This window comes from Massilia endophytica, assembly GCF_021165955.1.
In the GTDB taxonomy this organism is placed as follows: domain Bacteria; phylum Pseudomonadota; class Gammaproteobacteria; order Burkholderiales; family Burkholderiaceae_D; genus Rugamonas; species Rugamonas endophytica.
Genome location: NZ_CP088952.1, coordinates 1,349,417 through 1,371,300, shown reverse-complemented (window position 1 = coordinate 1,371,300; position 21,884 = coordinate 1,349,417). Strand labels below are relative to the sequence as shown.

The following is a 21,884-nucleotide window of genomic DNA, read 5'->3' as shown; positions in this document are numbered from 1 at the left end:
AAAGTGCTCAGCGGCAGAATACTTACCCCTCAAGGCTGGATCCACGGAAGCATCGACTTTAACCAGCGCATCAACACGATTCGGGAAGACCGCCGCACCGACAGCGCGCTGACCATTCTGCCGGGCTTCGTCGACCTCCATGTGCATGGCGCCTGCGGCGTAGACATCATGCAGGGAGGCGACGCTGGCGTAACCGTCGCGCGCAGCCACGCCCGCCACGGCACCACCGCCATGCTGGGCACCACCATGACGGCGACGGACAACTCCATCCGCCGCGCCCTGAACGGCCTTGCACCCTCCATTGCGGAACGGCCAGCCGGAGCAGCGCGCATGCTGGGCGTGCACCTCGAAGGCCCCTTCCTCAGCATCCACCGCCTCGGCGCCCAGCCTGCCGATGCCCTGGCCATTGCCAGCATCGACCTGGTACGCAGTTATCACGAGCTGGCGCCGATCCGCGTACTCACCCTGGCTACGGAGATCGGCGGCCATCTCGGCCTCATTCCCGAGCTGGCGGCCATGGGCATCCGCGTGCAGCTGGGACACAGCAACGGCAGCTACGAGGATGGCGTCGCCGCGCTGAACGCGGGCGCCTCCGGCTTCACCCACCTGTTCAACGGCATGACGGCGCTGAATCACTACACGCCCGGCGTCGTGGGCGCGGCGCTGGCGCACGCCGAATACGCAGAGATCATTCCCGACCTTCAGCACGTGCATCCGGGCGCCATGAAGGCTGCGCTGCGCGCCATCCCGCGCCTGTACGGCGTGACGGATGCAACGGCTGCAACCGGCATGCCGGACGGCGAATATGGCCTGGGCAGCCAGCGCGTCTACAAATGCCTGGGCTGCGTGCGGCTCGCCACGGGCTCGCTCGCGGGCAGCGCGCTCACCATGGACCAGGCCCTGCGCAATTTCGTGGGCATGGGGCTCGACCTGGCCGATGCCTCGAACCGCCTTTCGCTTTACCCGGCGGACTACCTCGGCGAACCGGAGCGCGGCCGTCTTGCGCCCGGGGCATGGGCCGATATCGTGGTCCTGAATGCCAACCTGCAGCCGGTGGCCGTCTTCGTTGAAGGCGAAGCCATCGACCTTTCCCCCAACTAGCCGGAGTTCCAATGCAAGCCACCCTGTCCGCCATTCCCGCCCGCGCCATGGGATTCCTCCTGTTTATCGCGGGCCTTGGCGGCCTGCTGTACGGGATCGACATCGGCATCATCGCAGGCGCCCTTCCCTACCTGGAATCGACAGCCTCGGTGGCGTGGAAACTCAGCACGCAGCAGTTGAGTTTTATCGTGGCTGCCGTGCTTCTCGGCTCCGTGCTCTCCTCCCTGGGAGCCGGCGCGCTCGCGGACTGGCTGGGGCGCCGTCCGGTGATGGTGCTGGCGGGTCTTCTCTTCACACTCAGTATTCCGCTGATTGCGCTGGCCGACGGCTACCTTTCCCTGTTGTTCGGGCGCCTGCTGCAAGGCGTGAGTGGTGGCCTGATCGGGGTTGTGGTGCCGCTGTATCTGGCCGAATGCCTGCATGCACGCCAGCGCGGAAGGGGCGCGGCCCTGTTCCAGCTGCTGCTGACCATCGGCATGGTGGCGGCGGCCCTGATTGGCCTGTATCAGGCGCAGTCGGTCGAAACGGCGACGGCGGCGGCCCGGCACCTATCGGATGCGGACCGCACGGCCGCCATCTTCGCCGTCAAGGACCACGCATGGCGCAGCATCTTCTGGATGTGCCTCGCACCGGGCATCGTCTTCACTGCGGGCAGCCTGCTGCTGGCCGAATCGCCACGCTGGCTGGCGCGCCGTGGACGTTTCGACGACGCGCACAGGGCGCTCGCCCGCACCCGTTCCGCCGCCGAGGCGGACGCCGAACTGCGCGAGATCCGCCAGGCGCTGGGAGCAAGCGCCGATGCGATGGCCGGCCCTTCGGGCGCCGAGCCGCTGTTAAGCCGCCGCTACGTGCTTCCTTTCCTGCTGGCCTGCCTGATTCTCGCGCTGACGCAGGCCACCGGTATCAACTCCATCCTCGCTTATGTGGTCAATATCCTGAACCAGGCTGGCCTTCCCGGATCAAGCGCCAACATGGCCGACGTAGCGCTCAAGGTGCTGAATGCCCTGATGACGGTGGTTGCAGTCGTTCTGGTGGACCGCAAAGGCCGCAAGTTCCTGCTGATGCTGGGCACCGCTGGCATCACCATCGCCCTGCTGGCGGCTGGCCTGCTGTTCCGCAGCGCCGAGAGCACGCCGATCGACGTGCGCGCCGTGTTGCAAGCCAGCGCGAAGGCGGACAGCCTCGAACTTCGCCTGGACCCGCAAACCCTGCGCTCGCTCGGCGCGGCGGACGGCGCGCCCCGGCAGCTCACGGTCGCCTACTCCTACGGCCCGTTCACCAACGTGCAGACGCGCCGCAGCGACGACCCTGCCCTGCCAGCGCTCCAACTGAGCCGGGCGGATACCGTGCAGCCGGACAGCGTGATCGGCGCCTTCTTCCGCAGACTGCACCTGAATCCCTTCGCCGATCCCGCGCTGGGCGCTTCCGCACCGCTGCAGATCGAACGCGCTGACCTCGCCGCCATTCCGCCAAGCTCGAACGGCTGGCTGGTAGCGCTGGCCATGTGCCTCTTCGTCGCCAGTTTCGCCGTCGGCCCCGGCGTCTGCGTATGGCTCGCCCTGTCCGAGCTGATGCCGACGCGCATACGTTCGAACGGCATGAGCATTGCACTGCTTATCAACCAGTTCGTTTCAACCGTGATTGCCGCCGTGTTCCTGCCGACGGTGGGACAGTACGGCTACGCGACGATGTTCTTCTACGGCGCCGGATGCACGGTACTCTACTTCCTCGCCGCAGCATTCCTGCTGCCGGAGACCAAAGGGAAAACGCTGGAAGAAATCGAAGCGCGCTTCGCCCGCCGTGGAGCGGAACGAAGCGCGAGCCTTACGCAGTAAGGGCGGGCGGAGGCGGAGCCCAGGCCAGTGACTTGGGCAGGTTGACGATGAAGGTGCTGCCCTGCCCCGGTTCGGAGGTGATGTTCAGGGTGCCGCTATGGCGCAGCAGCACATGCTTGACGATGGCCAGCCCCAGGCCCGTGCCCTGCGTTTCGCGCGAGCGGCTCTTGTCCACCCGGTAGAAGCGCTCGGTCAGGCGCGAAATGTGTTCGGGGCTGATGCCGATGCCGCTGTCCTGCACCATGAAGCGCACGCCCTTGTCGGTGTCTTCCCAGCACAGCCTGATCTTGCCGCCTGCCGGGGTGTAGCGCACCGCGTTCGAGGCGAGGTTGCCGAAGGCGCTGTACAGCTCTTCGTAGGCTCCCATCACGTCCCCGCCCCGCACTTCCAGCACGATCTCGTGCTTGCCTGCCGAAAGTGCCTGGGCGTCGCGCTCGATCTGCTCCATCATCTTGCGGATATCCACGTGCTCAGGACGCATCGGGTGGTCCACCGACTCCAGGCGCGAGAGCGTCAGCATGTCCTCGATAAGGTTCTGCATGCGGTGGCCCTGCTCCGTCATCAGCTTCAGGTGGGCTTCGCGCGTCTTCGCATCGAGCTGCTCCGAGGCGGCGATCTCCAGGAAGCCCACGATCACGGTCAGCGGCGTGCGCAGCTCGTGCGAGGCGTTGGCGATGAAGTCGCGCCGCATCATTTCCGCACGCTGGGTCTCCGTCACGTCGTGCGTGACCAGGATCTGGCGCCGGTTCTCGAAGGGGATGATGTGGACGATCAGCTTGCGGCCGCGGAAGCTCAGCGTCAGCGGCTGGTCGTAGCGGCCCAGGATCAGGTAATCCATGAAGTCCGGGCTGCGCACCAGGTTCGTCACGCGCATGCCCTTGTCGCGGTCGTGGCGCAGGCCCAGATGCTCTTCGGCGGCAGGATTGCACCATTCGAGGAAGAGCACATCGTCCATGATCACGACGCCGTCTGGCAGCAGGTGCATGGCCTGGCGGAATCGCGCCAGCCATTCGGTCAATTCGGCCTGGTTCTTCTCGTCGTCGCGGCGCAGGCGGTACAGGCGGGAGAAGATGCCCGTCCAGGCGCCCCACCCGTCCGGCAGCTTGCTGCTTTGCGGGTGATCCAGCCAGCCGCTCAGCTGGAACAGATAATTGAGCTGCACCACCAGCATGGCGATCAGCACGGCCATGCCTGCCACGAGGGCGGATACGGCGTCGAACCACCACCACAAAAGACCTACACCGGCCAGCACGAAGCCCATGCGCAAGGCGACGGGCACCCAGAAGAGAACTTTTGGGCTCATGCTTTTTCGGACAGCATGTAGCCGACGCTGCGCACCGTCTTGATCAGGTGCTCGGCCTCCTTCAGCGCCTTGCGCAGGCGCAGGACGTGCACGTCCACCGTGCGCTCCTCGATCACCACATGGTCGCCCCACACCTTGTCCAGCAGCTGGCTGCGCGAGAACACGCGCTCGGGATGCGCCAGGAAGAACTTGAGCAGCTTGTATTCGGCGTGGCCGATGTCGATCTTGTTGCCGTCCATGCTCACCGTGCAGCTCACCGGGTCAAGCGTGATCGGCCCCGCCTTCATGGCGGTGTCGGCATGTTCCGGCGTCTTCCGGCGCAGCAGCGCGCGGGAACGCGCCAGCAGCTCGCGCGGCGAGAAGGGCTTGGTGATGTAGTCGTCCGCGCCGCTGTTCAGGCCTGCCAGCTTGTCCTCCTCCATGCTCTTCGCAGTCAGCATGATGATGGGGATGTCGGCAAACTGGCGGTCGCTGCGGATGCGCGCCAGCAGGCGCAGGCCGCTCTGGTCCGGCAGCATCCAGTCCAGCAGTATCAGCTGGGGGGTGCGCTGGTGGATGAACTCCCAGGCTTCCTGCGTGCTTTGCACGGCACAGCAGTTCCAGCCCGCCTCGCGCAGCGAGAAGGTGACCAGTTCGACAATGGCCGGTTCGTCTTCAACAATCAGTACAGTCGTTTTGTCGGATGCCATTTCTCTACTTTACTCTTTACCGGCCTCGGTGTCGCCCGCAGCGGGACGGGAATGGCGGATATCGCGCCCTTCCACCACGTAAATCACGTATTCGGCGATGTTCTTGGCATGGTCGCCAATGCGCTCGATGGCCTTGGCCACCCACATTGTATCCAAGGCGGCGGAGATCGTACGCGGGTCCTCCATCATGAAAGTGATGAGGTTGCGCATGATGGAGCGGAACTCGTGGTCGATGATCGCGTCCTGGGCGATCAGCTGGTGCGCCTGGGCGCCGTCGTTGCGGGCGAAGCAATCCAGCGCGTCGTGCAGCATGTCGCTGGTGGCGTTGGCGATGCCGCGCACCATTTCATAGTGGTTCACGGTCACGGCGCCGCGGCTGTGCAGGCTTTTCGCCGTGCGCGCGATCTTGGTAGCCTCGTCGCCGATGCGCTCCAGGTCCGTAATGACCTTGATCGTCGCCATGATCGTGCGCAGGTCGTTGGCGGCCGGCTGACGGCGCACGATCAGGTGGCTGCACGCATCGTCCAGCTGCAGTTCCAGCTGGTTCACGGCATCGTCTTCGCGCATCACGCGCTCGGCACGTTCCAGGTTCCCGATGCGGAAGCAGGTCATCGCGTCCAGGAACTGGGTTTCGACCATGCCGCCCATCAGCAGCACCTTGGAGCGGATGGCTTCAAGGTCCAGGTCATACTGCTTGCTCGAATGTTCGCCCATCATGGCTGTTTCTCCCGAATGTTCTTGTAATTAGCCGAAGCGGCCGGTGATGTAGTCCTGCGTCTCTTTGCGCACAGGGTTCATGAAGATCTGGTCCGTTTCGCCGAATTCCACCAGCTCGCCCAGGTACATATAGGCCGTGTAGTCCGAGCAGCGCGCCGCCTGCTGCATATTGTGGGTCACGATGGCGATGGTGTAGTCCTGTTTCAGTTCGCTGATCAGCTCCTCCACCTTGGAGGTGGAGATCGGGTCCAGCGCGGACGTGGGCTCGTCCAGCAGCAGCACGTCCGGCTTGACCGCCACGCCGCGCGCGATGCACAGGCGCTGCTGCTGGCCGCCGGAGAGCGACAGGCCGCTCTTGCCCAGCTTGTCCTTCACTTCGGTCCACAGGGCCGCCTTTTTCAGCGCCCATTCCACGCGCTCGTCCATCTCGCCCTTGGAGAGGTCTTCGTACAGCCGCACGCCGAAGGCGATGTTGTCGTAGATGGACATGGGGAACGGCGTCGGCTTCTGGAACACCATGCCCACTTTCGCGCGCAACATGTTCAGGTCCTGGCCGTTCTCCAGGATATTGCGGCCGCGGTACATGATCTGCCCTTCGGCGCGCTGGCCGGGATACAGGTCGTACATGCGGTTCAGGGTGCGCAGCAGGGTCGATTTACCGCAGCCGGAAGGGCCGATGAAGGCCGTCACCTGCTTCTCGTGGATGTCGAGGTTCACATCGTGGAGGCTGCGGGTCTTCCCGTAATAGAAGTTGAGACCCGAAATCTCGATGATCTTGCGCTTGTTCTCTTGGCTCATGGTTCTGTTCTCGTTTAATTCGGTATCTTCTGGGTGAATACGGTGCGCGACAGGATGTTCAGCGCCAGCACGCTAAAGGTCACGAGCAGCGCGCCGCCCCAGGCCAGCGCGCGCCAATTGTCGTACGGGCTCATCGCGAACTGGTAGATCACGTACGGCAGGTTGGCCATCGGCTTGTTCATGTCGAAGCTGAGAAACTGGTTGCTCAGGGCGGTGAACAGCAGCGGCGCGGTTTCGCCGGATACGCGGGCCACCGCCAGCAGCACCCCGGTGATCACACCAGCCTTCACGGCGCGCAGGCGCACCATCATGGCCACTTTCCAGCGCGGCGCACCGAGGGCGAAGGCCGCTTCCAGCAGGCTGTTTGGCACCAGGCGCAGCATGTTGTCCGTGGTGCGCACCACCACCGGCACGGCGATGAGCGAGAGCGCGATGGAGCCCGCATAACCGGAGAAGTGCTTCACATTGGCCACATACAGCGTGTACACGAACAGGCCGATCACGATGGACGGCGCGGAGAGCATCACGTCCGTCACGAAGCGGGTCAGCTGGGCCACTTTGTTTTCGTCGCCGTACTCGGCGAGGTAGATGCCCGCCAGGACGCCGATGGGCGTGGAAACCAGCGTGGACAGGCCAACCATCATCAGCGAACCGACGATGGCGTTGAGCAGGCCGCCGCCTTCCGTGCCCGGCGCGGGCGTGTTGGCGGTGAAAAGGCTCAGGCTCAGTGCCGAGAAGCCGTTGATCAGCAGCGTGGCCAGAATCCACAGCAGGAAGATCAGGCCCAGCGACATGGCGGCCACGGAGAGCGCGATGCCGATGCGGTGCACCCGCAGGCGCTTGCGGTAGACAGGATTCATGGCGGTGTTCATTTCACGCCCTCCTTGCGGGACATACCGGCCAGCATCAGCTTCGCAGCCGAAAGCACGATCAGGGTGATGAGGAAGAGGATCAGACCCAGCGAAAGCAGCGAGGACACGTGCAGCGGCGTGGCCGCTTCGCCGAACTCGTTGGCCAGGGTGGAGGCGATGCTGTTCCCCGGCGAGAAGAGGCTGGCGCCCAGCTTGTTGGCGTTACCGATCACAAAGGTCACGGCCATGGTTTCGCCCAGAGCACGGCCCAGGCCCAGCATCACGCCGCCCACCACGCCGGACTTGGTGTAAGGCAGAACGATCTTGCGCACCACTTCCCAGCGTGTGCAACCGAGGCCGTAAGCAGATTCCTTCAGCACGGCGGGCACGATCTCGAACACGTCGCGCATCACGGAGGCGATGAAGGGAATGATCATCACGGCGAGGATGATGCCCGCGGTGAGCAGGCCGATACCCATGGTGGGGCCTTTGAAGAGCACGCCGATGAAGGGGACCATGCCCAGGGTGGACTTCAGCAGGGGCTGAACGTAGTCGCCGAACAGGGGGGCGAACACGAACAGGCCCCACATGCCGTAAATGATCGACGGCACACCGGCCAGCAGTTCGACGGCGGTGCCCAGCGGGCGGCGCAGCCATACGGGGCAGATCTCGGTCAGGAACAGGGCGATGCCGAAGCTGACCGGGAAGGCGATCAGCAGCGCAATGCCGGAGGTGACCAGGGTGCCGACGATGGCGATCAGGGCGCCGTACTGGTCGTTCACCGGGTCCCATTCGACCGTGGAAATGAATTTCGGCCCGAATTCCTTCAATGCAGGAATCGCGCCGATGATGAGGGATACGATAATGCCGACCAGGACGAAGAGCACGGAGAGTGCGAACAGCATGGTCAGCTTGTGGAAGATGAAGTCCTGGATGCGCTGCTTGCGCATGGTGGACTGCATGGCGGCGTGGGCCGCAGCCTCGTTCATGTTGGACTCCTGAACGGACAGCGTGGAGGATGACAATTCTGCGCTCATGGAATGTTCTTATAGTATTTGCTGCTCTTGACACAGGGGACAGACCCTACGGGTCTGTCCCCGAGAGCACAGTCCGCCACTCAACACAGTTGACTGACTGTGATCGGTGGCTGACCAGGGTACCGGGGACAGACGCGGACGGCGAGTCCCCATCCGGGGTCTGTCCCCTTCGCTACTTAATACAGCGCCTTGCCGGAAGCGTCTTTCAGGTTTGCCTTCCAGGAGGCCTGCACCTGCTTCACGACTGCGTCGGGCATCGGCACGTAATCCAGTTCGGTGGCCGACTTGTCGCCGTTGGCGTAGGCCCAGTCGAAGAACTTGATCACTTCCTTGGCCTTGGCCGCGTCAGCCTGCTGCTTGTGCATCAGGATGAAGGAGGCGCCGGTGATCGGCCAGGATGCCTTGCCTGCCTGGTCGGTCAGCACCACGCCGAAGCCGGGGGTCTTGGCCCAGTCGGCATTGGCGGCAGCGGCCTTGAAGGCGTCGTCGTCCGGCTGCAGGAACACGCCATCCTTGTTCTTCAGCTGGGTGTGCGACATCTTGTTCTTCTTGGCGTAGGCCCATTCCACGTAGCCGATGGAGCCCTTGATGCGCTGCACGTTGGCGGCCACGCCGTCGTTGCCCTTGCCGCCCACGCCCACTGGCCATTTCACGGCGGTGCTGGCGCCAACCTTGGTCTTGAACTCAGGGCTGGTCTTGGACAGGTAGTCGGTGAACAGGAAGGAGGTGCCCGAGGAGTCGGCGCGGTGCACCACGGTGATTTCCGCGGCCGGCAGTTTCACGCCCGGGTTCAGGGCAGCGATGGCGGCGTCGTTCCACTGGGTGATCTTGCCCATGTAGATGTCGGCGACCACGGGACCGGTCAGCTTCAGCTGGCCGGGGGCGATGCCGTCCACGTTCACCACGGTGACCACGCCGCCCATGATGGCCGGGAACTGCATCAGGCCATCCGCGTCCAGCTCTTCCGCTTTCAGGGGCATGTCGGAAGCGCCGAAATCGACGGTCTTGGCTTTGATCTGCTTGATGCCCGCGCCGGAACCGACGGAAGCATAGTTCAGGCCGTTGCCGGTGGCTGCCTTGTACGACTCAGCCCACTTCGAATAGATCGGATACGGGAAGGAAGCACCTGCACCGGTCATGTCCGCCGCGAACACGCTGGCGGTAGCCACTGCTGCGGAAACGCCTACAACGAGGGAGGCGAACATTTGTTTCATACGCATATCAAGTTTCCTCTAGGGGGTTGGGGGGTTGACTGCTGCGGAGTGTAAAGAGCCAATGTGACAGCTTTATGACATATCGCCCCACCCTTGAAATATTTCCAAAACGGCCGTCATAGGCTTGTCATATTTCCTATCTACACTCTTTCGCGCGCCCGTAAAAAGCGTGGGGCGCTAGAATTCCCTCGCGTGAAAAGCTATCGAAAAGACAAGAATATGAAGCCCGAGACTCGCACGGAGGCCTCCAAGCAGGCCATCTTCCTGGACCGCGAGCTGTCCCAGCTCGCCTTCAACCGGCGCGTGCTGGCCCAGGCCGAGGACCCGCATATTCCCGTGCTCGAGCGCCTGCGCTACCTGTGCATCGTGAGCAGCAACCTCGATGAGTTCTTCGAAGTGCGGGTGGCCAGCCTGCTGGCGGCGGCCAGCGTGGACGGCAGCCAGACCGAGCACCCCGCCCTGACGGCGACCCTGAACCGGGTGAGCGCCGAATGCCACGCCCTGGTGGCGCGCCAATATGAAATCCTGAACACGGAAGTGCTGCCCCTGCTGAAGGCCAGCGGCGTGCGCATCGTGCGCCACAACCAGCGCAACGAGGCGCAGCGCGCCTGGGTCAAGGAGTATTTCGAGAGCGAGGTGCGGCCCCTGCTCACGCCCATCGGCCTGGACCCGGCCCACCCCTTCCCCCAGGTGGTCAACAAATCCCTGAACTTCATCGTATCGCTGAGCGGGAAGGACGCTTTCGGCCGGGGCACCGGCATTGCCATCGTGAAGGCGCCGCGCATGCTGCCGCGCGTCATCCGCCTGCCGGACGAGCTGTCGGACGAGCCGGGCGTGTCCTTCTGCCTGCTCTCCTCCGTCATCCACGCCCACGTATCGGACCTGTTCGCAGGCCGCGAAGTGCTGGCCTACTCCCAGTTCCGCGTGACGCGCGATTCCGACCTGTGGGTGGACGAGGACGAGGTCAAGAACCTGCGCCAGGCGCTGAAGGGCGAGCTGCAGGGCCGCCAGTTCGGCCGCTCCGTGCGCCTGGAAGTGGCGAAGAACTGCCCGCCCGAACTCTCGCAGTTCCTGCTGGACCAGTTCGGCCTGCACAAGAGCCGCCTCTACCAGGTGGACGGCCCCGTGAACATGGTGCGCCTGAACGAGATCATCGACCACGCCAAGGCGCCCGAGCTGCGCTTCCCGCCCTTTGTGCCGGGCGTGCTGCACAAGACCATCAGCGGCGACATCTTCGCCACGCTGCGCGAGCAGGACATCCTGCTGCACCACCCCTTCCAGTCCTTCCAGACGGTGATCGACTTCATCCGCAGCGCCGCGCTGGACCCGAACGTGGTGGCCATCAAGCAGACGGTCTACCGCACGGGCATGAACTCGGACCTCATGGAAGCGCTGATCGCCGCCGCCCGCCTCGGCAAGGAAGTGACGGTGGTGGTGGAACTGATGGCGCGCTTCGACGAGGAAGCGAACATCAACTGGGCGGACAAGCTGGAACAGGTGGGCGCGCAAGTGGTGTACGGCGTGGTGGGCCTGAAGACCCACGCCAAGGTGGCGCTCGTGATCCGCCGCGAGGCCGGCGAGCTGCGCTACTACGCCCACCTCGGCACCGGCAATTACCACCCCACCACCACCAAGTTCTACACCGACTTCGGCCTGCTCACGAGCGAACCCGCCCTGGGCCGCGACGTGAACGAAGTCTTCATGCACCTCACCAGCCTCACCAAGCCGCAGAAGCTGCACCACGTGTGGCTGGCGCCCTTCTCCCTGCAAAGCGAAATCATCAAGGCCATCAAGAACGAAGCCAAGATCGCCAAGTCGGGCCGCCCCGGCCGCATCATCGCCAAGGTCAATGCGCTGGTGGACGAGTCGGTGATCCGCGCGCTGTACGAGGCCTCGAAGTGCGGCGTGAAGATCGACCTGATCGTGCGTGGCGCCTGCACCCTGAAGCCGGGCGTGCCCGGCCTGTCCGAAAATATCAAGGTCCGCTCCATCATCGGCCGCTTCCTCGAGCACAGCCGCATCTACTACTTCCGCAACGACCTGGCGCACGACGTCTATCTCGCCAGCGCGGATTGGATGAACCGCAACCTGTTCCGCCGCATCGAGGTGGCCTTCCCCGTGCTGGACAAGGCCCTCAAGCGGCGCGTGCTGGCGGAAGGACTGAACCCCTACCTCAAAGACAACTCCAATGCATGGGAGCTGGAGTCCAACGGCCACTACCAGCGGCGCAAGCCGCGCGGCAAGCAGACGGCCTTCAGCGCGCAGCAGTATCTGATGGACACGCTAGGCACGCCGGCCAACGGCGCAGGGAACTGAACACCCGAGGAGAAGAGCATGGACCTGATCTTGTGGCGTCACGCGGAAGCCGAGCCGGGCGAGGAAGGCCTGCCCGACCTGGAACGCCAGCTCACGGCCAAGGGCCAGAAGCAGGCCAAGCGCATGGGCCAGTGGCTGGACAGCCAGCTGCCCCACAGCTGCCGCATCTTCGCCAGCCCCGCCGTGCGCACGGTGCAGACCGCCGAAGGCCTGGGCCGCAAATACAAGACGCATCCCGAGATCGCGCCCGGCGCCGAGCCGCAGGCCGTGCTGGACGCCGCCAACTGGCCGAACGGGAAGGACACCGTGGTCATCATAGGCCACCAGCCCACCCTGGGCCAGGCCGCCGCCCTGCTGATGACGGGAGAAGCGCTCGATTGGGAGATGAAGAAGGCGGCTGCGTGGTGGTTCTCGCAGCGCGAGCCGGGCGACCCCGAAAGCATCTATTTGAGGGCCGTCATGTCTGCCGACCTGGTCGTGAAATGAGCCTTGAAAAGGCATGGCCAAGTGCTAGAGTTTACATGTAGCACTAACCAGGGGGAGCAATCATGCCGTACCTGCTCACTGTAGGCATTTTCTTTGCCACCGTCGGGCTCATTGCCTATGAGCTGCTGTCGGAAAGCAGGGGAAGCCATCACAAGCTGAACGACCGCTATCACGAAGAATAGCGAATGCGCAGCGCCCATGCTGCGAGGGTTCCCGCTTCGGCGGGGACCCGTCAGACCTTTACTGTCTCAAGCCAGGATATCGAACAGGGAGCGCGCGCCGCCCGGAGCGCCGAACAGGCCGCCCGTGCCGGACTGCTCCTGCAGCGTGTACAGCTGCGCCAGGGCCTGCGCCTGCTTGGTGAGCGTGGCGGCCAGCTTCTCCTTCTTGTCCAGCAGCGAATCGAGCTCCTTGCCCACCTGCGCCGCTTCGCGCTTGATGATGCCGCCGTTCGCGCTCAGGCCGTCGATCTTCTTGTCCAGCTGGTCGGCAATGCCCTTGCCGTCGTTGGTAAACAGCTTGCTCACGGCGGAGGGATCGGCCGCGATGGCGGCGGACAGCTTTTTCTCGTCCAGCACCAGCTTGCCGGTGCTGTCCTGCGTGATGCCCGCGTCGGCCAGCGCGCTGGACGACACGCCCGTCTTCACCAGCTGCGTGAGCTGGCTGCTGACCTGGGCCAGGGCGTTGTCGCCCTTGAGCGCCCCGCCCTGCAAGGCCGCGAGCCGGGTGTTCAGGTCATTGAAGCCGGCGACGAAGTTCTTCACGTTCTTGGCGATCTGGCTGCTGTCCTGCGCGACGGTGAGCTCCGTCTTCCCCGTGCCGCCGAGGCTGAGCGTGACGCCCTTGATGGTGTCGGCCAGCGTATTGGTGGCGCTGCGCACTTCCTTGCCGTCCACGGTCAGCACGGCATCCTGGGCCGCCTGCGACTGCTCCAGATTGTTGAAGAAGTTCTTGATGCCCGCATCGCCGCTCACGCTGAACTTCAGTGAGCTGGCTTCGCCGCTCGCGCTGCGCACCTGCAGCGCGTAGCCCGCACTGCCCTTCACTACGCTGGCGTCCACGCCCGCCTTTTTCAGGGCGGCCGCAATGTCGTCCAGCGAACTGGCGCTGCTCTCGAGGGTAATGGTTTTCGAACTGCCGCCAGCGGTTTCGATCTTGATGCTGGCCTTGCCGCCGGTGCCGATATCCGTGCCGGACGCCAGTTGCGCCTCGCTGTTCAGGATCTGGCTTTGCGCCAGCTGCTTCACGTCCAGCTGGTAGCTGCCCGCCTGCGCCGAGGCGCCGGTGGTGGCGGTCAGCACGCCCTTGGTGGACGAGGTGGCGCTCGTGCTCAGGCCCGCGCCAGACAGGCTTTCGGCGATATTCTGGAACAGGGCCAGGGCGCTTTGCAGCTGGCCCAGGCCGGAGAGTTTGGTCTGGTCGCGCGTGAGGCTCGCGTTCAGCTTGTCGATGGTGCCCTTCTGGCCCGCCAGGGTCTGCTGCACCTTGGCGGCGACGGACGGCGACAGCGCGCCGGACGTGGCGCTGCTGCTGTTGCCATACATGGAAGAGATGATATTGCCAACGTTGCTCATGGGCGCCTCACTTATCGGACTTTATTATTATCCAATATCGCCCAGGAATCAAAACCGGGAATAGACCGGCAATCAACGCATAAACTTGGCGATGGCGGTCTGCGTTTCGTTATCGAGGGGCAGGAAGCTGAAGCCGACCTTGAAGGCGCCGTCGCCGTAAATGCAGTGCGCCACCTTGGCGCGCGCCGTCAGCACCTGCGGCCTGCCGTCCACCAGCATCTCCCAGACCACCTGTCCCGTGCGGCCGGTGTCCACCCGGTACTCGGTGGTGATGGATATTCCGGCCGTACCCAGGTCGGAAGTGCGCGCAGGCTGCGGGCTGCCGCCGTCCGCTAACCACATTGCACGTACGCGCAGGATCCTGCGCGCCCCCTGTCGTTGATCTACTAACAATTTGCTACTCGACTGGTAATTGCTTGGCTGAATTGAATTTCCAGCTCAGCATTTTAGCGTGCAGCCGAGGATCTTGCCATGAGGCACGTCAGTGAAATTCGCGCAGTCGCGTAAATGCATCGTCGATGCGGTCGACGGCAATAATCGTCATGCCCTCGATGGGCTGTTTTGGTGCATTCGCCTTCGGAATCATGGCAATGGAGAAGCCCAGTTTGGCCGCTTCGCGCAGCCGCTCCTGGCCGCGCGGCGCGGGCCGGATTTCACCGGCCAGGCCCACTTCGCCGAAGACCACGAAACCGCGCGGCAGCGCCTTGTTGCGCATCGACGAGTTGATAGCGAGCAAGACGGCGAGGTCGGCGGCCGGTTCCGTAATCTTCACCCCGCCCACGGCGTTGATGAACACGTCCTGGTCGAAAGCCGCAATGCCAGCGTGCCGGTGCAGCACGGCCAGCAGCATGGCAAGCCGGTTCTGCTCCAGGCCCACCGAAAGGCGGCGCGCATTGGGCAGGTGGCTCGCGTCCACCAGTGCCTGGATCTCCACCAGCAGCGGGCGCGTGCCCTCCTGCGTCACCATCACGCAGGAGCCGGGCACCTGGTTGTCGTGCTGGGACAGGAAGAGCGCCGAGGGATTCGACACGCCCTTCAGGCCCTTCTCCGTCATCGCGAACACGCCCAGCTCGTTCACCGCGCCGAAGCGGTTCTTGATGGCGCGCACGAGGCGGAAGCTGGAATGGCTGTCGCCTTCGAAATAGAGCACGGTATCCACGATGTGCTCCAGCACGCGCGGTCCCGCCAGAGCGCCCTCTTTCGTCACATGGCCTACCAGGATGATAGTGACGCCGCTCTGCTTGGCCACACGCGTGAGCTGGGCGGCGCATTCGCGCACCTGGGCCACGGAACCGGGGGCGGAAGTCAGCGCATCCGAGTACAGGGTCTGGATCGAGTCGATTACCGCCACCTGCGGCTTCAGCTCGGCCAGGGTGTTGAGGATTTTTTCGAGCTGGATTTCCGCCTGGAGCTTCAGCTCGCGGGCGTCGATGGCCAGGCGCTTGGCGCGCAGCGCGATCTGGGCGCCGGACTCCTCGCCGCTCACATACAGCACGCTCTTCATCTGCGACATATTGGCCAGCGCCTGCAGCAGCAGCGTGGACTTGCCGATGCCCGGATCGCCGCCGATCAGCACCACGCCGCCCGCCACCAGGCCGCCGCCCAGCACGCGGTCGAATTCCTCGATGCCGGTGCCGAAGCGCGGCACATCCATCGCCTCGATATCGCTCAGGGACAGTACGGGCGCCGTCTGCGCCAGCGACTGGTGCTGGCTCTGCGAGAAGCGGTTCGCGCCCGCGCTCTCGATCACCGTCTCCACCATGGTGTTCCATTGCTGGCAGGAGGAACATTGGCCGGTCCATTTGCTGCTGGTGCCGCCGCATTCGCTGCACGTATATTGAGTCTTGGCCTTGGCCATATCAGCCTTCCACCACGCGCACGCGCGGCGCCACGGCGCACATCAATTCATACCCTATGGTGCCCGCGGCCGCGGCCACCTCGTCGACCGGCATGCCCTCGCCCCACAGCACCACCTTGCTGCCCACGCCCGCATGCGGCACGGGGCCCAGGTCCACCATCAGCATGTCCATGGACACGCGGCCGATGGTGCGGGTGCGTACGCCGTCCACCAGCACGGGGGTGCCGGTTGGGGCGTGGCGGGGATAGCCGTCGGCATAGCCGCAGGCCACGGCGCCAACGCGCATGGCGCCGTCGGCCTGGAAGCGGCTGCCGTAACCGACGAAGTCGCCCGCCTTCAGCTCCTGCACGCCGATGATTTCGCTGGACAGCGTCATGGCGGGTTTCAGGCCGAATTCCTCGGCGGGCTTGCCGCCCGGCGTACCGCCGTAAAGCATGATGCCGGGACGGATCCAGTCGCTCGCCAGCTGGCCCGCCAGCGCGGGCATTTGCAGCACGCCCGCCGAGTTGGACAGGCTGTGCAGGCCCGGCAGGCCAGCGGCGCCCACGCCGAAGCGGCGGATCTGCTCGCCGATCGGCAGGCACTCGTGGGCTGCCTCGTCCGCATTGGCGAAGTGGGTCATGAGTACGATGTCCCCCACCGACGGGATGGCGCGCAGGCGCTGGTAGGCCTTGGCGAAGTCCTCGGGCATGAAGCCGAGGCGGTTCATCCCGGTGTTCATTTTCAGGTGCACATTAATCTTGCCCGGCAGCTGGGCAGCCTCCAGCATGGCGATCTGCTCGGCGCAATGGGCCGTGCCTTCGATGCCGTGCTGCGCCATGGCCTGCAGGTCGTCGGCATCGAACCAGCCTTCCAGCAGGAGGATGGGCTTGGCCCAGCCCAGCTCCCGCAGGCGCACCGCATAATCCGGCTCGATCAGGGCCAGGCCGTCGGCGCCGGAAAAGGCGCGGATGGCGCGCTCCAGACCGTGGCCATAGGCATTCGCCTTGACGACCGCCCAGGCTTTGGAACCCGGCGCGCAAGCCCGCGCCCGCTCCAGATTATGTGTCATGTTGGCAACGTGTATTGTCGCTTTGATAGGCCTTGGCATGTAGTTCTTGGAGCTGGAAACGAAGCGGGCATTTTACCTGAGCCGAGGCTTAAGCGGTCCTGCCTTTTCTTTGGAAACCCAGTCATTCATGGTATAAAGCAAGCCGAGATCAGTTTTTGAGCCTTAAGAATGAAACGTGGTTTTTATACCATCATGGCGGCGCAGTTCTTTTCGTCGCTGGCCGATAACGCTTTGCTGTTTGTAGCGATCGACCTGCTGACCGCCATGAAATCGCCGGCATGGATCACGCCGCTGCTGAAGTTCCTCTTTGTGCTCTTTTACGTGCTGTTGGCCGCTTTTGTGGGTGCGTTCGCCGATTCGCTGCCCAAGGGCCGGGTCATGTTCATTGCGAATATGATCAAGATTACCGGCTGCGCGCTATTGTTTTACGACCTGCATCCGCTGGCGGCCTACGCCATTGTGGGTATTGGCGCGGCGGTCTATTCCCCGGCCAAATACGGCATTCTCACCGAACTTCTCCCCCCTGAAAAACTGGTTGCCGCGAACGGCTGGATCGAAGGCCTGACGATTGCCTCGATTATTCTCGGCACCGTGCTGGGCGGCGCCCTGGTGGGCGATCATACCTCGGCCCTGCTGCTGGGCATCGACCTGCCGCTGATCGACACCGGCATCGACACCGCGCCCGAAGCGGCCCTGTGCGTGATCGGCCTCTTCTATCTGCTGGCGGCCATGTTCAACCTGCGCATTCCGCTTACCGGCTGCGTCTACCCGCACCAGGAACGCAATCCCGCCCGCCTGATCGAGGATTTCGCCAACTGCTGCGTCATCCTGTGGAAGGACAAGCTGGGCCAGATCTCCCTCGCCGTCACCACCTTGTTCTGGGGCACGGGCGCGACCCTGCAGTTCATCGTGCTGGAATGGGCCAAGACGGCGCTGAACATGAGTTATGAAAAGGCGACCAGCATGGTCGGCCTGGTGGGCGTGGGCGTGACCGTGGGCGCCATCATGTCCGCGCGCATGATTACGCTGCGCCAGTCCCTGAGCGTGATTCCGCTGGGGATTGCGATGGGCGTGCTGGTGATGGCCATGGCCTTCGTGCACACCACCTGGCTGGCCTACCCGATGCTGATCTTTATCGGCGTGCTGTCCGGCTTCTTCGTGGTGCCGATGAACGCCCTGCTCCAGCACCGCGGCCACGTGCTCATGAGCGCCGGCCACTCCATCGCCGTGCAAAACTTCAACGAGAACCTGTCCATCCTCACCATGCTGGCGGTGTACTCGCTGATGCTGCGCCTGCACCTGCCGCTGAACGTGATCATCATCCTCTTCGGCCTCTTCCTGGCCGGCACCATGCTCTTCATCGCCCGCCTGCACGCCGCCAACCAGCGCGAACACGATTCGCTCGCGCTGATCGGCGAGCACAAACACTAACCCGGCAAGGCCCCGCTTGCGCGCCGGGCGTCCGCCCGGTGGCGCCAGTCGTCCGGCACGATAAAACCGCGTGCCGTTTCCACCAGCCAGCCGTCTTCCTCGCGCAGCTGCGCCGCCAGCACGGGCGAAGGATCGATGGCGAACTTCTCATCCAGTATCCGGTGCAGGGCGCTGCGGCTGTGCGCTCTGGCCCCTGCCGCTTCCAGCTTCAGGGGCGCCAGCCATTGCAGCTTGGGGAGCACCATGAAAAGACCTTCTTCTTCCTCCGCTGCGAAATCGCGCAAGGGCTCCCAGTGGCCATGACAGTGGCCGGGCGAAATGCCGTCGATGGAGGGAATGGCGCCGCGCGGATAGAACAGCCAGCCCTTCACCAGCGCCTGTGCGGCTACGACGCGCTGCGCCAGCATGGCCTGCGCGGCGGGATGCTCGGCCAGGGAAAGCTGCTGGTCCAGTATCTTTCGCATCTTCAGGCCCAGCGTATCGGCCAGGTTGGGGCCCACCAGACGGTCCGGCAGCGTGCCGCCATCGAGCAGGTAGAACTTGCAGGCGAATTCGATATGGCGCAGGCCATCCGGTTCGCGCAGGAGAAAATCGAACTCGCCGACGGTGTCGTTGCGCGCGGCGCGCACCTGCAGGCCGTGGACTTCGAGCCGGCCTTGCTGTTCGAAATAGAAGGCCATCAGCTTCTCGGCATACAGGCCGAGGCGGGAGTAGACCTTGCCGCCCAATGCGGCGTCCAGCGGCGCGGGATCGCGTTCGAGGGCGTTCAGCCAGTCCGCGATGCCGCCGGATGCGGGACCGAGCGTCGCGATGCGCGACTGCCATTGCGGAGCGTCCGGGTCCAGCAGGTCCGGCGAATCCAGCAGCCAGGCCAGGGCGCGGACGTGGGGACGCGTGAGCTGCGGCCAGCGGCGCCCGAAGCGCGCCTGGCAGGTATCGGCTGCGCTGTCAGCGGCGTCCGGCATGGGCGGCCTTGGCGAGGCACAGGTCGGCCCAGGCCTTGCCCTTGTCCTCCGTGCGGCGCAGCAGCTCGGCGGGGTGATAGGTGGCGACCACCGGCACACCTGCATAGCCCCGGATCGTGCCGCGTGCCGCGCTGCCGAACAGGCCCTTGGCCGAGGTCTGGCCCAGGGTGACCATCACTTTCGGCTGCGCCAGCTGAAGCTCGCGCTCGAGGTAGGGGCGGCAGGCCGCCAGCTCGTCCGCGCTCGGAAGGCGGTCGCTGCCATCGTCGTTGCTTGGGCGGCACTTGACGAGCGAGGTGATATAAGCGCCCTCGCTGCTGCCCTGGCCCACGGCGCGCAGCATGTTATCGAGAAGGATGCCCGGCTCGCCCGCGATGGCCTCGATGGCCGATTCGTCTTCGGCATTGGGCATGGTGCCCAGCATGATCCAGCTTGCGTTCCCGTCGCCGCGGCCGGGGACTGCAGCCACGCGGGTGCGGCACAGATTGCAGCGCGTGCAGCTGCTTACGGCGGTCCGCAAGGTGGGCCAGTCCATGGCCGCGATTTCGTCGTCGGACACCCCCTGCGGCGCCTGCTGGCGCGGACGTGGCGCAGCGGTAACGGGAGGCGCTTCATCCGCCCAGGCATCGTCCGCCGGAGCGTGGCGAGCCGCTGGTGCAGGCTGGCGCGGTACCGGTGCGGGTGCCGGAGCGTCGTCGAACCAGGCGGTGGAATCTTCGCCTGCCGGAACCGCGCTGCGGGCGGCAGGCGAAGTGGCCTGCGGCGGCGCCTCGGCGGCGCCGGGCGCGGCGTGCGCTGGACGCTTGTCCGGGACCGGCTGCATGCGGGCTTCGGGCGCTGCCTGCGGCTGCGCGGGGACCCCGGCGCTGGCTGGCGCCAGCTCCGGCGCGGGCTCCTCCTGCGGCTGCGGCGACTCGTCGCCCGCGCGCTGGCGCAGGACCCAGCGTGTGCCGATCCCCATCTCATCCAGGAACACCGCGGTGCGATGCGCCATCTGGCTCATAATGCAAAACGCATCACGATTGCGTCCTCGCGTTGCTGATTGGCGGCCGGGTAGTAGCCCTTGCGCCGGCCAATCTCGTTGAAACCATAGCGCCGGTAAATCTCCAGCGCCCGCCTATTCGAAGGGCGCACCTCCAGCAGGATCGAATCCATGCCCAGGCCGCGCGCGCAGGCCACGGACTGGTTCAGGAGGAAGCGTCCCAGTCCCTTGCCCTGCTGGCCCTTGGCCACCGCCACGTTCAGCAGATGCGCCTCGTCCACGACGGCCATAATGAGGAAATACCCCAGCAGCTCGCGCGTATTATCGCGCAGCACCCAGGCATGATAGCCCTGCTCCAGCGAATCGACGAAGTTCTGGCGGCTCCACGGATGCGGATAGACCGCCTCCTCCACAGCCAGCACATCGTCCACGTCCGCCTGTTCCATGGGCTCGTAGACCAGGCGGGCCAGATCCCACAACTGCGTCATCCCTGCACCCCGGCGGCCTTCATATCCTCGCGTTCGGCCTTGGTGTAGGCGACCTTGTTGCGCAGGTAAAGCGGCTGCGCCTGCGCCGCAGGCAAGCCAACGCCAGCCAGGAAGGCGCGCTCGCCCAGCTGCGCCACCTGCGCCGCGTGCGGCATCGCATCCGCATGGACGGCGGCGGCAAAAGCCTTGCCCGCGAAGGCCTCCGGATAGGCTGCAACGCCATTGCCGCATACCGCCGGGCTGCCGGACGGCGACACCTCGCCGGGCGCCGTCAGCACCGCAGGCAGCACTTCGCTCGGCGCATCGCCATCGAAACGGTACTGCGCCCAGTACACCTCATTCATGCGCGCATCCAGCACGGCCAGCACCTCGGCGGCCGCATGCCGCTGGCGGCAGGCCAGTGCCATCGCCTCCAGCGTCACCACAGGCACCAGGGGCAGCCCGGCGCCGAAACCGAGGCCCTGGGCGATGCCGCAGGCCGTGCGCACGCCGGTGAAAGATCCCGGTCCCGCGCCATAGGCTATCGCATCGCAATCCTTCAGCGCCACACCCGCCTCGGCCAGCAATTCCTGCACCATCGGCAGCACGGACTGCGAATGCGTGCGCACTCCCGACGATTCGCGGGAAAACAGCCGGCCGCCGTGCAGCAGCGCGCACGAGGCCAATTCGGACGAGGTTTCGATGGCAAGAATGGTAGGCATAGGCAGTATTTTACCCTGCCATGTACAATACATTCCATGCACAGCACTACCCTACAAGCCGACAACCGCGCCGAGGTGGCCGCCGCGCTGGCGCAGGACCGCCTGATCGTCGCCTGCCTGTGCGCTGCCTGGTGCGGCACCTGCTCCAGCTACCGCGCCACCTTCGAGGAGCTGGCGATGAAGCACCCGGAAAAATACTTCCTCTGGGTGGACATCGAAGACCATGCCGACGTGGTGGGCGACCTCGATGTCGAAAACTTCCCCACACTGCTGATCCAGCGCCACGAAACGGTCGCCTTCTTCGGCACCATGGTGCCCGACCCGAACGTGGCCAACCGCCTGATCGAGACCCTGGCCGCAGAAAGCGAAGCCGAACTCGCCAAGCTCGCCCAGAGCACCGCCGAGCGCCGCCAGTGGCAGTCCGACTGCAACCTCCGCACCCTCCTCGCCTAGAAAATTTCCTAAAGGGGTCTGTCCCCAATTAAGA

Annotated in this window: 21 protein-coding genes; 6 read left to right on the top strand and 15 right to left on the bottom strand. The window is 64.8% G+C overall.

What is annotated here, in order from left to right; all coding sequences use genetic code 11:
- The first annotated feature begins 3 nt into the window (after positions 1–3).
- Both LSQ66_RS06300 and LSQ66_RS06295 read left to right on the top strand, forming a co-directional pair.
- Positions 4–1,101 carry an N-acetylglucosamine-6-phosphate deacetylase gene (locus tag LSQ66_RS06300; RefSeq protein ID WP_231768941.1) on the top strand — a complete coding sequence of 366 codons (1,098 nt, stop codon included), beginning with the start codon at positions 4–6 and terminating at the stop codon, positions 1,099–1,101.
- Positions 1,102–1,112: 11 nt separating this feature from the next.
- Positions 1,113–2,936, top strand: a complete 1,824-nt coding sequence (locus tag LSQ66_RS06295; protein ID WP_231768940.1) for an MFS transporter — start codon at positions 1,113–1,115, stop codon at positions 2,934–2,936.
- Here LSQ66_RS06295 and phoR read toward each other — a convergent pair.
- From phoR to pstS, 7 genes are all read right to left on the bottom strand, one after another.
- The gene (gene phoR, locus LSQ66_RS06290) at positions 2,926–4,239 is read right to left on the bottom strand and encodes a phosphate regulon sensor histidine kinase PhoR (protein ID WP_231768939.1); all 1,314 of its coding nucleotides are present in this window, start codon (positions 4,237–4,239) and stop codon (positions 2,926–2,928) included. The genes LSQ66_RS06295 and phoR overlap by 11 nt on opposite strands.
- Complete coding sequence (phoB, locus tag LSQ66_RS06285) at positions 4,236–4,928, bottom strand: phosphate regulon transcriptional regulator PhoB (RefSeq protein ID WP_231768938.1); 693 nt, start codon at positions 4,926–4,928, stop codon at positions 4,236–4,238. Before phoB ends, phoR begins: the two co-directional genes overlap by 4 nt.
- A gap of 9 nt (positions 4,929–4,937) precedes the next feature.
- Positions 4,938–5,645, bottom strand: a complete 708-nt coding sequence (phoU, locus tag LSQ66_RS06280) for a phosphate signaling complex protein PhoU (protein WP_231768937.1) — start codon at positions 5,643–5,645, stop codon at positions 4,938–4,940.
- A gap of 27 nt (positions 5,646–5,672) precedes the next feature.
- A complete protein-coding gene (gene pstB / locus LSQ66_RS06275) occupies positions 5,673–6,443 on the bottom strand; it encodes a phosphate ABC transporter ATP-binding protein PstB (RefSeq protein WP_231768936.1) in 771 nt (256 codons plus the stop codon).
- A gap of 14 nt (positions 6,444–6,457) precedes the next feature.
- Positions 6,458–7,315 carry a phosphate ABC transporter permease PstA gene (pstA, locus tag LSQ66_RS06270; protein WP_231768935.1) on the bottom strand — a complete coding sequence of 286 codons (858 nt, stop codon included), beginning with the start codon at positions 7,313–7,315 and terminating at the stop codon, positions 6,458–6,460.
- Positions 7,312–8,283 carry a phosphate ABC transporter permease subunit PstC gene (gene pstC, locus LSQ66_RS06265; RefSeq protein ID WP_231770064.1) on the bottom strand — a complete coding sequence of 324 codons (972 nt, stop codon included), beginning with the start codon at positions 8,281–8,283 and terminating at the stop codon, positions 7,312–7,314. Before pstC ends, pstA begins: the two co-directional genes overlap by 4 nt.
- 224 nt (positions 8,284–8,507) lie before the next feature.
- On the bottom strand, positions 8,508–9,545 hold the full coding sequence (pstS, locus tag LSQ66_RS06260; RefSeq protein WP_407659627.1) for a phosphate ABC transporter substrate-binding protein PstS: 1,038 nt from the start codon (positions 9,543–9,545) through the stop codon (positions 8,508–8,510).
- A gap of 219 nt (positions 9,546–9,764) precedes the next feature.
- Between pstS and ppk1 the strand changes: the two genes are divergently transcribed.
- Both ppk1 and sixA read left to right on the top strand, forming a co-directional pair.
- Positions 9,765–11,861, top strand: coding sequence for a polyphosphate kinase 1 (gene ppk1 / locus LSQ66_RS06255; RefSeq protein ID WP_231768933.1), 2,097 nt, complete (start codon positions 9,765–9,767; stop codon positions 11,859–11,861).
- Positions 11,862–11,879: 18 nt separating this feature from the next.
- Positions 11,880–12,347, top strand: coding sequence for a phosphohistidine phosphatase SixA (gene sixA, locus LSQ66_RS06250; RefSeq protein WP_231768932.1), 468 nt, complete (start codon positions 11,880–11,882; stop codon positions 12,345–12,347).
- A gap of 248 nt (positions 12,348–12,595) precedes the next feature.
- Here sixA and fliD read toward each other — a convergent pair whose 3' ends face one another.
- The 4 genes from fliD to alr form a co-directional block, all read right to left on the bottom strand.
- The gene (gene fliD, locus LSQ66_RS06245; RefSeq protein WP_231768931.1) at positions 12,596–13,921 is read right to left on the bottom strand and encodes a flagellar filament capping protein FliD; all 1,326 of its coding nucleotides are present in this window, start codon (positions 13,919–13,921) and stop codon (positions 12,596–12,598) included.
- Positions 13,922–13,993: 72 nt separating this feature from the next.
- Positions 13,994–14,314, bottom strand: coding sequence for a PilZ domain-containing protein (locus tag LSQ66_RS06240; RefSeq protein WP_269449149.1), 321 nt, complete (start codon positions 14,312–14,314; stop codon positions 13,994–13,996).
- A gap of 88 nt (positions 14,315–14,402) precedes the next feature.
- Complete coding sequence (radA, locus tag LSQ66_RS06235; RefSeq protein ID WP_231768929.1) at positions 14,403–15,779, bottom strand: DNA repair protein RadA; 1,377 nt, start codon at positions 15,777–15,779, stop codon at positions 14,403–14,405.
- Between the two features lies 1 nt (position 15,780).
- On the bottom strand, positions 15,781–16,869 hold the full coding sequence (gene alr, locus LSQ66_RS06230; RefSeq protein WP_231768928.1) for an alanine racemase: 1,089 nt from the start codon (positions 16,867–16,869) through the stop codon (positions 15,781–15,783).
- Positions 16,870–16,998: 129 nt separating this feature from the next.
- Between alr and lplT the strand changes: the two genes are divergently transcribed.
- Positions 16,999–18,261, top strand: coding sequence for a lysophospholipid transporter LplT (gene lplT / locus LSQ66_RS06225; protein ID WP_231768927.1), 1,263 nt, complete (start codon positions 16,999–17,001; stop codon positions 18,259–18,261).
- Here lplT and LSQ66_RS06220 read toward each other — a convergent pair.
- From LSQ66_RS06220 to tsaB, 4 genes are read right to left on the bottom strand one after another with little or no spacing between them, the layout of a single operon-like run.
- Positions 18,258–19,226: a DUF1853 family protein gene (locus tag LSQ66_RS06220; RefSeq protein ID WP_231768926.1), complete on the bottom strand. Its 969-nt coding sequence runs from the start codon at positions 19,224–19,226 to the stop codon at positions 18,258–18,260. The two genes, lplT and LSQ66_RS06220, sit on opposite strands and share 4 nt — an antisense overlap.
- Positions 19,210–20,220 carry a uracil-DNA glycosylase gene (locus LSQ66_RS06215; protein ID WP_231768925.1) on the bottom strand — a complete coding sequence of 337 codons (1,011 nt, stop codon included), beginning with the start codon at positions 20,218–20,220 and terminating at the stop codon, positions 19,210–19,212. Before LSQ66_RS06215 ends, LSQ66_RS06220 begins: the two co-directional genes overlap by 17 nt.
- A gap of 5 nt (positions 20,221–20,225) precedes the next feature.
- Positions 20,226–20,696: a ribosomal protein S18-alanine N-acetyltransferase gene (gene rimI, locus LSQ66_RS06210; RefSeq protein ID WP_231768924.1), complete on the bottom strand. Its 471-nt coding sequence runs from the start codon at positions 20,694–20,696 to the stop codon at positions 20,226–20,228.
- Entirely contained in the window at positions 20,693–21,397 is a 705-nt protein-coding gene (gene tsaB, locus LSQ66_RS06205) for a tRNA (adenosine(37)-N6)-threonylcarbamoyltransferase complex dimerization subunit type 1 TsaB (RefSeq protein ID WP_231768923.1), read from the bottom strand. Before tsaB ends, rimI begins: the two co-directional genes overlap by 4 nt.
- Before the next feature lie 36 nt (positions 21,398–21,433).
- Here tsaB and LSQ66_RS06200 point away from each other — a divergent pair, with 36 nt between their 5' ends.
- Positions 21,434–21,850, top strand: a complete 417-nt coding sequence (locus tag LSQ66_RS06200; RefSeq protein WP_231768922.1) for a thioredoxin family protein — start codon at positions 21,434–21,436, stop codon at positions 21,848–21,850.
- Positions 21,851–21,884 lie beyond the last annotated feature (34 nt).

What these genes read in the sequence shown, in the direction of transcription:
- LSQ66_RS06295 (WP_231768940.1), top strand. Translation starts at nt 1,113, where the DNA reads ATGCAAGCCACCCTGTCCGCCATTCCCGCCCGCGCCATGGGATTCCTC.
- phoR (WP_231768939.1), bottom strand. Translation starts at nt 4,239, where the DNA reads ATGAGCCCAAAAGTTCTCTTCTGGGTGCCCGTCGCCTTGCGCATGGGC.
- phoB (WP_231768938.1), bottom strand. Translation starts at nt 4,928, where the DNA reads ATGGCATCCGACAAAACGACTGTACTGATTGTTGAAGACGAACCGGCC.
- phoU (WP_231768937.1), bottom strand. Translation starts at nt 5,645, where the DNA reads ATGATGGGCGAACATTCGAGCAAGCAGTATGACCTGGACCTTGAAGCC.
- pstB (WP_231768936.1), bottom strand. Translation starts at nt 6,443, where the DNA reads ATGAGCCAAGAGAACAAGCGCAAGATCATCGAGATTTCGGGTCTCAAC.
- pstA (WP_231768935.1), bottom strand. Translation starts at nt 7,315, where the DNA reads ATGAACACCGCCATGAATCCTGTCTACCGCAAGCGCCTGCGGGTGCAC.
- pstC (WP_231770064.1), bottom strand. Translation starts at nt 8,283, where the DNA reads ATGAACGAGGCTGCGGCCCACGCCGCCATGCAGTCCACCATGCGCAAG.
- pstS (WP_407659627.1), bottom strand. Translation starts at nt 9,545, where the DNA reads ATGAAACAAATGTTCGCCTCCCTCGTTGTAGGCGTTTCCGCAGCAGTG.
- ppk1 (WP_231768933.1), top strand. Translation starts at nt 9,765, where the DNA reads ATGAAGCCCGAGACTCGCACGGAGGCCTCCAAGCAGGCCATCTTCCTG.
- sixA (WP_231768932.1), top strand. Translation starts at nt 11,880, where the DNA reads ATGGACCTGATCTTGTGGCGTCACGCGGAAGCCGAGCCGGGCGAGGAA.
- fliD (WP_231768931.1), bottom strand. Translation starts at nt 13,921, where the DNA reads ATGAGCAACGTTGGCAATATCATCTCTTCCATGTATGGCAACAGCAGC.
- radA (WP_231768929.1), bottom strand. Translation starts at nt 15,779, where the DNA reads ATGGCCAAGGCCAAGACTCAATATACGTGCAGCGAATGCGGCGGCACC.
- alr (WP_231768928.1), bottom strand. Translation starts at nt 16,869, where the DNA reads ATGCCAAGGCCTATCAAAGCGACAATACACGTTGCCAACATGACACAT.
- lplT (WP_231768927.1), top strand. Translation starts at nt 16,999, where the DNA reads ATGAAACGTGGTTTTTATACCATCATGGCGGCGCAGTTCTTTTCGTCG.
- LSQ66_RS06220 (WP_231768926.1), bottom strand. Translation starts at nt 19,226, where the DNA reads ATGCCGGACGCCGCTGACAGCGCAGCCGATACCTGCCAGGCGCGCTTC.
- LSQ66_RS06215 (WP_231768925.1), bottom strand. Translation starts at nt 20,220, where the DNA reads ATGGCGCATCGCACCGCGGTGTTCCTGGATGAGATGGGGATCGGCACA.
- rimI (WP_231768924.1), bottom strand. Translation starts at nt 20,696, where the DNA reads ATGACGCAGTTGTGGGATCTGGCCCGCCTGGTCTACGAGCCCATGGAA.
- tsaB (WP_231768923.1), bottom strand. Translation starts at nt 21,397, where the DNA reads ATGCCTACCATTCTTGCCATCGAAACCTCGTCCGAATTGGCCTCGTGC.
- LSQ66_RS06200 (WP_231768922.1), top strand. Translation starts at nt 21,434, where the DNA reads ATGCACAGCACTACCCTACAAGCCGACAACCGCGCCGAGGTGGCCGCC.